At 65.9% G+C, this 11,969-nt stretch carries 12 protein-coding genes and 1 riboswitch; of the genes, 4 read left to right on the top strand and 8 right to left on the bottom strand.

The window, feature by feature from the left end; all coding sequences use genetic code 11:
- Positions 1-2 precede the first annotated feature (2 nt).
- The 3 genes from gcvT to L2D00_00510 form a co-directional block, all read right to left on the bottom strand.
- Positions 3-1,103, bottom strand: coding sequence for a glycine cleavage system aminomethyltransferase GcvT (gene gcvT, locus L2D00_00520; GenBank protein WBQ13186.1), 1,101 nt, complete (start codon positions 1,101-1,103; stop codon positions 3-5).
- A gap of 181 nt (positions 1,104-1,284) precedes the next feature.
- Positions 1,285-1,375, bottom strand: a riboswitch (glycine riboswitch).
- Between the two features lie 92 nt (positions 1,376-1,467).
- Entirely contained in the window at positions 1,468-3,231 is a 1,764-nt protein-coding gene (gene argS / locus L2D00_00515) for an arginine--tRNA ligase (protein ID WBQ13185.1), read from the bottom strand.
- A gap of 9 nt (positions 3,232-3,240) precedes the next feature.
- Positions 3,241-3,831, bottom strand: a complete 591-nt coding sequence (locus L2D00_00510) for a hypothetical protein (GenBank protein WBQ13184.1) — start codon at positions 3,829-3,831, stop codon at positions 3,241-3,243.
- A gap of 157 nt (positions 3,832-3,988) precedes the next feature.
- Here L2D00_00510 and ispH point away from each other — a divergent pair, with 157 nt between their 5' ends.
- Both ispH and rnhA read left to right on the top strand, forming a co-directional pair.
- Positions 3,989-4,933: a 4-hydroxy-3-methylbut-2-enyl diphosphate reductase gene (ispH, locus tag L2D00_00505; protein WBQ13183.1), complete on the top strand. Its 945-nt coding sequence runs from the start codon at positions 3,989-3,991 to the stop codon at positions 4,931-4,933.
- Entirely contained in the window at positions 4,930-5,391 is a 462-nt protein-coding gene (gene rnhA / locus L2D00_00500) for a ribonuclease HI (GenBank protein WBQ13182.1), read from the top strand. The genes ispH and rnhA overlap by 4 nt, the downstream gene beginning before the upstream one ends.
- 4 nt (positions 5,392-5,395) lie before the next feature.
- On the opposite strand, the gene L2D00_00495 is transcribed toward rnhA, so the two are convergent.
- The 3 genes from L2D00_00495 to gluQRS all read right to left on the bottom strand — a co-directional run bounded on the left by L2D00_00495 (position 5,396) and on the right by gluQRS (position 8,074).
- Entirely contained in the window at positions 5,396-6,538 is a 1,143-nt protein-coding gene (locus L2D00_00495) for an EAL domain-containing protein (GenBank protein WBQ13181.1), read from the bottom strand.
- On the bottom strand, positions 6,535-7,113 hold the full coding sequence (locus L2D00_00490; protein ID WBQ13180.1) for a GNAT family N-acetyltransferase: 579 nt from the start codon (positions 7,111-7,113) through the stop codon (positions 6,535-6,537). Before L2D00_00490 ends, L2D00_00495 begins: the two co-directional genes overlap by 4 nt.
- Positions 7,114-7,198: 85 nt before the next feature.
- Positions 7,199-8,074, bottom strand: a complete 876-nt coding sequence (gluQRS, locus tag L2D00_00485) for a tRNA glutamyl-Q(34) synthetase GluQRS (protein WBQ13179.1) — start codon at positions 8,072-8,074, stop codon at positions 7,199-7,201.
- Between the two features lie 134 nt (positions 8,075-8,208).
- Between gluQRS and L2D00_00480 the strand changes: the two genes are divergently transcribed.
- Together L2D00_00480 and L2D00_00475 are read left to right on the top strand one after the other, a co-directional pair.
- Entirely contained in the window at positions 8,209-8,868 is a 660-nt protein-coding gene (locus tag L2D00_00480) for a dienelactone hydrolase family protein (GenBank protein WBQ13178.1), read from the top strand.
- 233 nt (positions 8,869-9,101) lie between these two features.
- The gene (locus L2D00_00475) at positions 9,102-9,668 is read left to right on the top strand and encodes an HNH endonuclease (protein WBQ13177.1); all 567 of its coding nucleotides are present in this window, start codon (positions 9,102-9,104) and stop codon (positions 9,666-9,668) included.
- Positions 9,669-9,724: 56 nt separating this feature from the next.
- Here the strand turns inward: L2D00_00475 and clpX are convergent, their stop codons facing one another.
- Positions 9,725-10,999, bottom strand: a complete 1,275-nt coding sequence (clpX, locus tag L2D00_00470) for an ATP-dependent Clp protease ATP-binding subunit ClpX (GenBank protein ID WBQ13176.1) — start codon at positions 10,997-10,999, stop codon at positions 9,725-9,727.
- A 255-nt stretch (positions 11,000-11,254) separates the two neighbouring features.
- Positions 11,255-11,887 (bottom strand): ATP-dependent Clp protease proteolytic subunit, encoded by a 633-nt coding sequence (locus L2D00_00465; GenBank protein ID WBQ13175.1) that lies wholly within the window; start codon positions 11,885-11,887, stop codon positions 11,255-11,257.
- Positions 11,888-11,969: the final 82 nt, after the last annotated feature.

Here is an 11,969-nt window from a genome sequence, read left to right as displayed (position 1 = left end):
GATCAGCCGCGATAGAAGCGGTGCGGCGCAAATGGGGTTTTGGCGATTTCGGCCGGGCGCGATTTGCCGCGCACCATCAGCTCGACGGGCTGGCCGGGTTTGGCCAGATCCGTGCGGACATAGCCCATGGCGACAGGCCCGCCCACGGTCGGGCCGAACCCGCCCGAGGTGATCACCCCAACGGTTTCACCGCCCACGACAATCTGCGTACCCTCGCGGGCCGGGGCGCGGTCGCCGGGCAGAATGCCGACACGCTTCTTCTCTGCGCCAGCCTCCAGCTGGGCCAGGATGCGCGCGGAGCCGGGGAAATCACCCCGCTCGCGGCGCGACTTGGCGAGCGCCCAGACTAGGCTCGCCTCCACCGGCGTGATCGTCTCGTCCATGTCATGGCCATAGAGGCACAGGCCGGCCTCCAGCCGCAGCGAATCACGCGCGCCCAGGCCAATGGGCTTGACCCGCTCATCGCTCAGGAGACGGCGTGCCAGCGCGTCGGCCTGATGGGCGGCCACCGAAATCTCGAACCCGTCCTCGCCGGTATAACCCGAGCGCGACACCAGCAAGTCCATACCGTCCAGCGTGACCGCACTCGCCTGCATGAACACCAGCTTGGCCGCATCCGGGCACAGATCGGCCATCACCGCGCCCGCCTGCGGCCCCTGCAGAGCCAGCAATGCGCGGTCGTTCAGTTCGTGAAGCCCGGCGCGCGAGCCGAAGCGCGAACGCATGTGGGCGAAGTCGCTGTCCTTGCACGCAGCGTTGACCACCATGAACAGATCGCCGTCGTCCGGCCGCGAGATCATCAGATCGTCCATGATCCCGCCCTGGTCATTGAGCAGGAGGGTGTATTTCTGCTCGCCCACGCCCAGCGCGCCGAGATCGGCGGTGATCAGCGCCTCGAAGGCGGCTTCGTCACCCGACACGCGCGCCTGACCCATATGGGACACGTCAAACAGCCCCGCGGCGGCGCGGGTATGGTTGTGTTCGGCCATGACGCCGTCATACTGAACCGGCATGGCATAGCCCGCGAACGGCACCATGCGCGCGCCGAGCTCAACATGGAGGTCGTAAAGCGGGGTCTTGTGAAGGCTTGCGTCGTCGGCCATCTCGTCGGAATCCTCAAGCGCGGGTTGGCGGCTACGATCCGGCGTGAGCCGGTACCGTATGCGCCCCCGCTGTCCCGAGACCTGAGAGATTCCTGCGTCCACAGACCCCGGGCCTGCGGCGCATTGCTCCTTCGGTGGGGCGGCGGATGCCATGCACCCGCGCCCGCTTTCCAGCGTCGGCCATCATCCTGCGGTCCTGTCGCCTGAGCGTTTCCGGGGCGGTTGCGCCTTCGGCGCCGGCGTCTTTGGCCGGTCTCTCCCGCAGGGGGCCTTCATGCATACCCGATCCCGTCCGCCTCCCGGCGCTCGCAACCGACGCGCCAAACTAGCCAGACGCAGAGTCGAGTCAATCGGGAAGGCGCGCCTACATCCGCTCCGGCACATCCAGGCCGATCAGGTCCAGCACGGTGCGCAACTGGGTCAGTGTGGTACGCGCCAGGGTCAGGCGGGCGGCGCGAACCGCTTCGTCCTTCTCCGGCAGGATCGGGCACTGGGTGTAGAAGGCGGAAAACGCCTGGGCGAGGTTGAAGGCGTGCTCGCACAATATGTGCGGCGCACGCCCGCTTTCGGCCCGTTGCACCGCCGCATCGAATCCGTCCAGCCGGCGCACCAGCGCGGCCTCGGCGTCATGGCTGATCTGCACCGGGCCATCTTTCAGACCCTCGCCTGCGGCCTTGCGCAAGAGCGAGCCAATGCGCACGGCCTGATACAGCAAGTACGGACCGGTCTTGCCCTCAAAGCTGACGAACCGGTCCAGATCAAAGACGTAATTGGTGGTGCGCACGTTCTGCAGGTCGGAGAATTTGATCGCCGCATTGGCGACCTTGCGCGCCACATCCTCGAAAGCCTCGGCCGGCAGTTCGGTTCCCAGCCCCGCCTCGGTCAGACGGGCGCGGGCGCGCTCGCGGGCCTGACCGATCAGGTCAGCCAGGCGGAACGTGCCGCCATCGCGGGTACGCAGGCGCTTGCCGTCCGGGCCATTGACCGTCCCGAACTTCACATGCTCCAGCCCGCCGTCTTCAGCCAGGCCCGCCAGAACAGCGGCGCGGAACACCTGTTCGAAATGGTCCGACTGGCCCAGGTCGACCACGTAAAGCATCAGGTCGGGATCCAGCTCGCGGCGGCGCTCCAGAATGGTGGCCAGATCGGTGGTGGCGTAGAGCGCCGAGCCTTGCGAGCTGACCAGAATGAGGGGCGCCAGATCCTTCTTGTCATCCTCACGCGCCACCCGGATCACCAGTGCGCCATCGCTCTCTTCAGCAATCGCGCGCTTTCGAAGATCGGCGACCATACCGGCAATCCGGTCATTGACGTCGCTCTCGCCCTTCCAAAGGTCGAAATGCACGCCGAGATCATTGAAATCCACTTTCAGTGCCGCAATCGACACCGAGATGAAATGGCGCAACAGCGCGCGGTAGCCCGGCCGGCCGGCCTGCAGCTCTGCCGTCGCGTGACGCGAGCGCTCCTGGCGCGCCGGGTCGACCTTGCCCTTGGCGCTGGCCTGCGGATAGAGCCGGGCCAGATCATCAATGGTGACCGGCGCGGCCTCCGGATAAGGTCCTGAAAATCCGGCGTCAAAGTAAGGAAGATCTGGCTGCTCGTCTTCCAGCTCGGTGATCAGCTGGCCCATCTGCAGGCCCCAATCGCCCAGATGGATATCGCTGGTCACACTGTGTCCAAGAAAGCGCATGAGGCGCTGCAGGCTGTCGCCGATCACGCTGGAGCGCAGATGGCCCACATGCATGGGCTTGGCGACGTTGGGGCCGCCAAAGTCGATGACGACCCGCAGCGGATCGGGTGCCAGGCGCGCGCCGGTGCGGGGATCAGCGGACAGCGCTTGCGCCCGATTGGCGTAAAGCGATGCAGGCGGGATCAGATTGAGGAAGCCCGGCCCGGCGATTTCAACGCTCAGGTCAGGCCGCAAAGCCTTGAGGTGCTCGGCGATGGAAGCTGCCAGTGCGCGCGGATTGGCCTTGGCCGCTTTGGCGGCCGCCAGCGCGCCATTGCACTGATACGGCGCAAGATCGGGGCGGTCGCTTTCGATCACACCGCCCAACTCGGGCGGCAGGCCCGCCAACTCGAACGCGGCCGAGACCGCGCCGGTCAGGTCTTCAACAAGGGACGTCATGGGCGCGCTCTAGCCGTCCTGACCGGCATTGACACGGAACCGCATGCCAGACCGGTTGAACTCCAGCTGCTCGTCGGTCAGTTCGAAGCCGACCAGCACCTCGAAATTGACGCCCGAAGTGTCCCGCTCCACCCGCGGAATGCGGATCGACGAGAACTCCTCGACGATCTCGACCCGGTCAACGCCCGCCGGAAAATTTGCCGTGACCTGAAAGCTTTCCCGGTGGATCACAGCCATAAAATTACGCTGAGGGTCCAGGCGCACCACGGTGATGAACAGCTCGTAGGTCTCGCTGTCGCCGATCGCTGCCGGGCCGCGGCCAAAGCCCAGGCGCATGCCCATCTCCATGTCGATCGGGGTCGCCGCCCGGTCATCATAGGTGCAGCTGCTGACCACATTGAGAATCTCACCGGTAAAGCCCACATTGCCGTAGACGATGTCCGGGCCGGCGAAATTGACGATCCGGTGGGCGTCATAGAGCGACAGGGCGTTCGGGCAGGGTCCCGGATTGGGTTGCGGTCCGCTCAGCGAGTTCCGCACTCCCTGGCAGCCGGAGAGGGTCAGGGCGGCGGCGGCGAGGCTGATGACGGCGAAACGCATGACGAAAAGTCCCGGACCTGAGAGCGCGGCGCCGGGCGGCGCCGCCGATGACTTCGTCCGGCGCACCCTTGCGGGGCGGGCCGGGTCTGGTAGACGTCTCTACGACGCGCGCGCGCGAAGGGCAACGCCCGCCCGCGCCGGCTGACAGAGGACTGCGATGACCGCCAAACCTGCCCTGACCGTTCTGCTCGCCGCCCCGCGCGGCTTCTGCGCCGGCGTGGACCGGGCGATCCAGATCGTCGAGAAGGCGCTGGAGCGCTATGGCGCGCCGGTTTATGTGCGCCATGAGATCGTGCACAACAAGCATGTGGTCAACCGGCTCAAGACCATGGGCGCGGTGTTCGTCAAGGAGCTTGACGACTGCCCCGATGACCGCCCCGTCGTGTTTTCCGCCCATGGCGTGCCCAAGCGCGTGCCCCACGAGGCTGCCCGGCGCAATCTGCTCTATGTCGACGCGACCTGCCCGCTGGTCTCCAAAGTCCATGTCGAGGCGGAGCGCCATCACAAGGCAGGCAAGGAAATTCTGCTGATCGGCCATGCCGGCCACCCCGAAGTGGTCGGGACGCTGGGCCAGCTGCCCGATGGCGCCATTCACCTGATCGAGACCGTAGCGGATGCACAAGCCTTCACCCCGCGCGATCCGGGCAATCTTGCCTTCGTGACCCAGACCACGCTGTCGGTGGATGACACCGCCGAGATTGTCAGCGCCCTGCAGGCGCGCTTTCCCGCCATGGCTGCGCCGCACAAGGAAGACATCTGCTACGCCACCACCAACCGCCAGGCGGCGGTCAAGGCGATCGGCGCGGATGCAGACCTGGTGCTGGTGGTGGGCGCGGCCAACTCATCCAACTCGGTGCGCCTCGTCGAAGTGGCGCTCAAAGCCGGGGCCCGCGCCGCGCATCTGGTCCCCAGCGCTGACGAGATTGACTGGGCGTGGCTGGACGGAGTCACCACGCTGGGCGTCTCCGCAGGTGCCAGCGCGCCCGAGGACCTGGTTGAGGATTTGATCGCGGCGGTGGCCGGGCGCTACGCAATCACCATTCGCGAAGTGACCGTGGCGCGCGAGGATGTGGTGTTCAAACTACCCCGGGAAGTGGCTTGAGCCAGACCGTCGTCATCCACACCGACGGCGCCTGTTCAGGCAATCCGGGCCCCGGCGGCTGGGGTGCGCTGCTGGAGTATGCCGGCAGGGAGCGTGAGCTGTCCGGCGGGGAGGCAGACACCACCAATAACCGCATGGAGCTGATGGCCGCGATCGTGGCGCTGGAAACGCTAAAGCGCCCCTGCCGGGTGCGGCTGGTGACCGATTCCACCTATGTGCGCGACGGTGTGATGCGCTGGATGAACGCCTGGAAGTCCAATGGCTGGAAGACCTCAGCGAAGAAGCCGGTGAAGAACGAGGACCTCTGGAAGCGGCTCGATGCAGCCACGGCCCGCCACGAGATCGTCTGGGAATGGGTCAAGGGCCATGCCGGCCATCCCGAGAACGAGCGCGCCGACGCCCTGGCGCGCGCCGCAATCAAAACTCTGAACGGTCCGGTGGACGCCGCTGAAACCTGACCGGTCAGGCAACGGGCGCGAGGAACCGCCCCGCCACGCCGCTCACCACCGCTTCCCCCGCCGCGTCGCCGGACAGGGCGCGCGCAAAGCGGAAGCCCTGGGCCAGATCACAGCCTAGCTCGGCGCACAAAACCGCGTCCGCTTCGGTTTCCACGCCCTCGGCCACGACGCCCATGCCATAGCTGTGGGCGATGCGCACCACCGATGAGATGATGGCGCGCGCCGACGCATCCGCGCCTGCTGCGCGCACGAAGTAGCGGTCGACCTTGACCGTGTCGAAGGGAAAGCGGTCGAGCCGGGCCAGCGAGGAATATCCGGTCCCGAAATCATCCAGCGCGAGCGAGAACCCGGCCGATTTAAGCGCCTGCATGGCCCGTTCGGCGGCATCGGGATCGCGCATGATTTCCGTTTCGGTAATCTCCAGCTTGAAGGCGCGGGCAGGCAGGCCCGCCGCCTCCACGGTCGCGATCAGCGCATCGGCAAAACCGGCATCGCAAATCTCGCCCGCCGTAGCGTTGGCGGCGACGAACAAAGCGTTGGCGTCCGGTACCAGCGCGCGCCAGGCGGCGGCATCGGCCGCCGCCGCTGCGCGCACAGCCGTCCCGATCTGACCGGCGAGGCCAAGCTCCAGCGCCAGCGGCACAAAATCATCGGCGCGCATGACGCTGGCATCAGGGCGCACCCAGCGCGCCAGCGCCTCGAACCCGGCCAGGTGCCGGCCGGCCAGAGATACAATGGGTTGGTGATGGGCAGTGATCGCGCCGGTGTCCAGCGCCGCGCACAAATCGGCCTCCAGGTCGAGGCGCTCAAGCCCGTCCTCCGGCGTCACACCGGCTGGCAGGATCAGGCCGCGCCAGACCCCCGCTTCGCTTTTTCCGATCAGGCGCACCAGCCGCAGGCGCCGGTCCTCACCCACCAGGCGCAGGCGCACGTCCAGCTCGCGGGCCGCGCCGAGCGCTCCAAGCGCAGCCCGGTCACCCGGTGCCAGGCGCTCGCCCAGCGCCGCCAGGCAACCGGCCCCGGCCACGCCGGCCAGGCCCATGGCGCTCGCGTCGCCTGACAGGGTGAGCGTTTGCGTAACCGCGTCCCATTCCAGCGCCAGCGCGCCGGCAGCGAGAGCCGCTGACCTGAACGCTGCCTCGCTCATCGGATCGGATCACTTGCCAAAATCGCGAACCGGTCATGATCGCGCCAGGCCCCATGGATTTTCAGAAACTCGCGGGCCCGGCCTTCATGGGTGAAGCCGAGTGATTCCAAGAGGGCGCGCGAGGCGTGATTCTCCAGCCGCGTTGCCGCTTCGACACGGTGCAGGCGCAAGGTGGCAAAGGCGTAGCCGACGACGCGGCGCACCGCCGCCCGGGCATGACCGCGGCGCACATAGGGCGTGCCGATCCAGTATCCCAGATCCGCGGCCTGGAGCACGCCGCGCCGGACATTGTTGAGATTGCACGCACCCACCAGCACGTCATCGTCATGGCGGAACACAAAGAACGGATAGCCCGTCCCGTTGTCGAGATCTGTCTGATATCGGCGCAGGCGGCGCTTGTAGGCCGAGCGCGTCAACTCATCCTCGGCCCAGGCCGGCTCCCAGCGTTCGGTATGGGGGCGGCTGGCATAGCGCAACTTGGCCCACGCCTCGTAATCATCGGCATGAGGCGGGCGCAGACGCACGCCCTCGCCCCACAGCACCAGCTCCTGATTATCGTCGCGCCACAGGGCCATGGGGGGTCGTCCATACACGTGATCTCACCACCCCCAATAGACGCTGACCCGCCCGTCAGGGCAAGGCGCGCGGGCTGCTTGGCGATCAGCCCGGCCCCACCCGCGCGCGGATATCCTCCGGCGTGACCCCCGCCTGGCGCAAAGCCTCCAGTGTCAGGGACCGGTCGCGCTTGGCGTAGCGGCGCCCGGTGTTGTCGGTCAGCAGGCGGTGGTGGTGCCAGACCGGCACGGGCAGATCCAGCAAGGCCTGCAACAGCCGGTGCAGATGGGTGGCGAAGAACAAGTCGTGCCCGCGGATCACATGGGTGACGCCTTGCAGCGCGTCATCATGGACGCAGGCCATGTGATAGCTCGCGCCCACATCCTTGCGCGCCAGGATGGCATCGCCCAACAGGTCCGGACGCGCGGCGATCGCGCCATGCTCGCCCTCGGGCCCCTCGCCCTCCTCGATGAAGGTCAGCGCGTCATAGCGCGCGCCCAGAGCCTCGCGGCAGGCCTTCAGCGACAGCCGCCAGGCATAGGCCTCGCCGCGCGCCAGGCGGTCAACTTCCTCCGCCTCGCTCAAGGGCGTGTCCGGCCCGGGATAGATCAGCCCCTCCGGCCCTTCGCCGGGGTGATGGGGGGCGCGGCCAATCTCCTCGGCGATCTGCTTGCGGGTCTTGAAGCAGCGATAGACGAGACCATCGCGCGCCAACCGCCCCAGCGCGCGGCTGTATTCAGGCAAATGATCGCTCTGTCGGCGCACAGGCCGGGGCCAGTCCAGCCCCAGCCAGGCCAGATCCTCGTAAACACCTGCCTCGAAGTCCGGCGTGCAACGCGTCAGGTCGATGTCCTCGATGCGCAGAAGGCACACGCCCCCTGCCGCCCGCGCCGCGTCAAACGCCGTCAGCGCCGAAAACGCGTGGCCCAGATGCAATCGCCCCGTGGGCGACGGCGCGAAACGGGTGATAAAACCGGTCATGCCAAGATGCTACCGCAAGCGTCCGCGGCTGTCGCGGACCGGCAAGCCCGCGCGCAGCCGCGGGGTTCGCACCGCCCGCGGGCGCGCTATGATCCCAGTTGATTGTTTCTGCTGACAGAGGCCTGCTGCTTTCCATGATCCTGATTGACGGACCGCGCATTCCGCCCCGCGGCGGCAAGGCGAAGAAGCTGGTCGTGCTGTTTCACGGCTATGGCTCCAATGGCGCTGACCTGGCGGGCCTGGCGCAAGCCTGGGCACCCGACTTCCCGGACGTGGCCTGGGCGAGCCCCAACGCCCCCGAACCCGTGCCGGGCTATCCCGGCGGATATCAGTGGTTTCCCATCAGCCGCCTGGACCCGGTGGCGATGGAATCGGGCGTGCGCAGCGCCCATGCCAGCGCCGAGCAATTCCTGAAATCGGAACTGAACCGATGGGCGCTGCAGCCATCGGATCTGGCGATCATCGGGTTCAGCCAGGGCACGATGATGGCCCTGCACGCGGGCCTGCGCCGCGACACCGCCCCCGCTGCGATCCTGGGCTATTCGGGCGCGCTGGCCGGGCCGGAACGCTTGGCGCAGGAAATGACCTGCAAACCGCCCATCCTGCTTATTCATGGCGATCAGGACGAGGTGCTGCCCGTGGGCATGACGCTGATGGCGGCGCAGGGTTTGGCGGCGGCAGGCCACGGGGCGGAGTTTCACATCTCCGGCGGCATACCCCACTCCATCGGGCCGGACGGTCTCGAGCTTGGCGGGCGCTTCCTGAAGGACGCCTTCGCCGGCAAGCTGGTTTAAGGCGAGCCTCGTCCCCATATAATCAAAGACCTGTCAGCGCACTGTCATAGGCGTGTAACACGACCTCGGTTAGAGTGCGCCCGACCAAAGGATCGCGCCGGTGATTCGTCCAACGATTACCGGCGTCTGCTGTGAAGGAGACGCGTCTTCAGGACGCCTTTGGCATCATACGGGGCCACTGGCCCGTTGACTGTCGCGGACACCCCGCGCGATCCGCCCGTCGAGAGGGTGTGATGCGGGTGTTCAGAACCGCTCCTGAAGACTTGCGCTGTCTGGTCCTGAACGCGGACTACCAGCCCCTCTCCTACTATCCCCTGTCCACCTGGCCCTGGCAGGAAGCCATCAAGGCGGTGTTCCTGGAGCGCGTCGACATCGTGTCGGAGTATGACACGCTGATCCGCTCGCCCAGCGTCTCCCTGCCGGCACCCTCAGTGGTGGCGCTGCGTGACTATATCAGCCAGGACCGCCCGCCGGCCTTCACCCGCTTCAACCTGTTCCTGCGCGACGGTTTCCGGTGCCAGTATTGCGGTACGGACAAGCTGGACCTTTTGACCTTCGATCACGTGATCCCGCGCGCCTATGGCGGGCGCACCACGTGGGACAATATCGCCACCGCCTGCGCGCCCTGTAATCTGAAAAAGGGCGGACGCACGCCGCGTGAGGCCAAGATGCCCCTGCACCGGCCGGCCGAGCGGCCGAACATGCATCAGCTGCAGGCGCAAGGCCGCCGCTTTCCGCCCAAATACCTGCACGAAAGCTGGCTCGATTATCTCTACTGGGATGTGGAGCTGGAAAGCTGACGGCGGACCTTTGAGGGACCGCCGCCTGAAAGCTCTCTTTATGACGTCAGGCCGGTTCAGGCACCCTTTTGCGGGGCGGCCTGGGCCTGGTGCTTCTTGGAATAGATGTGCAGCGGGGTCGCCGCGCCGGTGACCACTTCGGCGTTGACCACCACTTCTTCAACGCCGTCGAGGCCGGGCAATTCGAACATCGTGTCGAGCAGAATGCCCTCCATGATCGAACGCAGCCCGCGCGCGCCGGTCTTGCGGGCAATAGCGCGATGGGCGATCGCCGCCAGCGCATCCTCGGTGAAGGACAGGCCGACGCCCTCCATCTCGAACAGGCGCTGGTATTGCTTCACCAGCGCATTTTTCGGCTCGGTCAGGATCTGGATCAGCGCGGCCTCGTCGAGATCTTCCAAGGTGGCGATAACCGGCAGTCGGCCGACAAATTCCGGGATCAGCCCGAAGCGCTGGAGATCATCGGGCTCGACCTCTTTGAGAACTTCGCCCTGCCGGCGCGCATCGGGATCGCGCACATCGGCACCGAATCCGACAGCTGAGCCCTTGCCGCGCAGCGAGATAATCTTTTCCAGCCCGGCGAAGGCACCGCCCACGATGAACAGGATATTGGTGGTGTCCACCTGCAGGAATTCCTGCTGGGGATGCTTGCGCCCGCCCTGGGGCGGCACGGAGGCCACAGTGCCCTCCATGATCTTCAGCAGCGCCTGCTGCACGCCTTCGCCCGACACGTCGCGGGTGATGGACGGATTGTCGGACTTGCGGCTGATCTTGTCGATCTCATCGATGTAGACGATGCCGCGCTGGGCACGCTCGACATTGTAGTCGGCCGCCTGCAGCAGCTTCAGGACGATATTCTCCACATCTTCACCGACATAACCCGCTTCGGTGAGCGTGGTGGCGTCAGCCATGGTGAAGGGCACATCGAGGATGCGCGCCAGCGTCTGGGCCAGCAGTGTCTTGCCGCAGCCTGTCGGGCCGACCAGAAGAATATTGGATTTGGACAGTTCGACATCGCCATTCTGCCCGGCGTGATTGAGGCGCTTGTAGTGATTGTGCACCGCCACCGACAGCACGCGCTTGGCGTGGCCCTGGCCGATCACATAATCCTCGAGCACCTGATAGATTTCCTGTGGAGACGGCACGCCTTCCTTGGATTTCACCAGTGAGGTCTTGTTCTCCTCGCGGATGATGTCCATGCACAGCTCGACGCATTCATCGCAGATGAACACCGTCGGTCCGGCGATCAGCTTGCGGACTTCATGCTGGCTTTTGCCGCAGAACGAGCAGTACAGCGTGCTCTTTCCGTCGCCTGTTGTCGCCTTGGTCATGCCTGCTCCAGTCGGTCCGGCTTCGCCGTGCGGATCATACAATCCACATTCAGCCCCTCTGCGCGACGCGCGCCAGGCCCGGTCCGGGCCAGCTTGAGTCGCGCGTTTGCGTCTCAAGCAAGATCAGGGCCGGACCTTAGCGAAACGTTTCCATCGCCCATACGAACACACGCGCGCGCCTGCGATCAAGCGCGCAAAACTGCACCGTGCCGCTTTTGCGCAGCCCGGGTCCGGCTCACTTTAGGGGAAATAGTCTTAAGATCCGGCGACCTCAGGCCCGCCACGCTTCTCGTAAACATGGTCGATAAGGCCGAATTTCAGGGCCTCTTCAGCGTCCATGAAGGTGTCGCGGTCGAGTGTTTTCTCCACCACAGCCAGATCCTGGCCGGTGTGTTTGACGTAAATACCGTTCATCCGCCGCTTGATTTTCAGGATGTCTTCGCCGTGACGCTCGATATCAGCCGTGTTGCCGCGGAACCCGCCGGAGGGCTGGTGCAGCATGATTCGCGCGTTCGGCGTGGCGAATCGCATGCCCTTGTCGCCGGCACCCAGCAGCAGCGAGCCCATGGAGGCGGCCATGCCGACACAGGCTGTCGCCACGGGGCAGCGGATGTATTGCATGGTGTCATAGATCGCCAGGCCCGCGCTCACCGACCCGCCAGGCGAGTTGATGTACATGGCGATTTCTTTTTTCGGATTCTCTGATTCGAGAAACAGCAGCTGGGCCACCATCAAGGAGGCCATGTGATCCTCGACCACGCCGGTCACGAAGACGATGCGTTCTTTGAGCAGGCGCGAATAGATATCATAGGCCCGCTCGCCCCGCGCGGTCTGTTCGACCACCATGGGGACCAGGTTCATCATCACGTCCTGCGGGTCGTCACGCATGTTCGGCTCCGTGCATTCGGATGGGCGTTGCGAGCCGGATGGCCCGCTGCACCACTCTAGGCGGCGGGTGCGGGAGCGCAAA

The organism is Hyphomonadaceae bacterium BL14 (genome assembly GCA_027627705.1).
Lineage (GTDB): Bacteria > Pseudomonadota > Alphaproteobacteria > Caulobacterales > Maricaulaceae > Oceanicaulis.
Note: the sequence above shows the minus strand (reverse complement) of the source record. Positions and strands in the feature narration are given on the sequence as shown.

Coding starts and splice junctions, on each gene's coding strand:
- L2D00_00480 (WBQ13178.1), top strand. CDS start 8,209: ATGATCCTGATTGACGGACCGCGCATTCCGCCCCGCGGCGGCAAGGCG.
- gluQRS (WBQ13179.1), bottom strand. CDS start 8,074: ATGACCGGTTTTATCACCCGTTTCGCGCCGTCGCCCACGGGGCGATTG.
- L2D00_00490 (WBQ13180.1), bottom strand. CDS start 7,113: ATGGCCCTGTGGCGCGACGATAATCAGGAGCTGGTGCTGTGGGGCGAG.
- ispH (WBQ13183.1), top strand. CDS start 3,989: ATGACCGCCAAACCTGCCCTGACCGTTCTGCTCGCCGCCCCGCGCGGC.
- L2D00_00510 (WBQ13184.1), bottom strand. CDS start 3,831: ATGCGTTTCGCCGTCATCAGCCTCGCCGCCGCCGCCCTGACCCTCTCC.
- L2D00_00465 (WBQ13175.1), bottom strand. CDS start 11,887: ATGCGTGACGACCCGCAGGACGTGATGATGAACCTGGTCCCCATGGTG.
- L2D00_00495 (WBQ13181.1), bottom strand. CDS start 6,538: ATGAGCGAGGCAGCGTTCAGGTCAGCGGCTCTCGCTGCCGGCGCGCTG.
- argS (WBQ13185.1), bottom strand. CDS start 3,231: ATGACGTCCCTTGTTGAAGACCTGACCGGCGCGGTCTCGGCCGCGTTC.
- gcvT (WBQ13186.1), bottom strand. CDS start 1,103: ATGGCCGACGACGCAAGCCTTCACAAGACCCCGCTTTACGACCTCCAT.
- clpX (WBQ13176.1), bottom strand. CDS start 10,999: ATGACCAAGGCGACAACAGGCGACGGAAAGAGCACGCTGTACTGCTCG.
- L2D00_00475 (WBQ13177.1), top strand. CDS start 9,102: ATGCGGGTGTTCAGAACCGCTCCTGAAGACTTGCGCTGTCTGGTCCTG.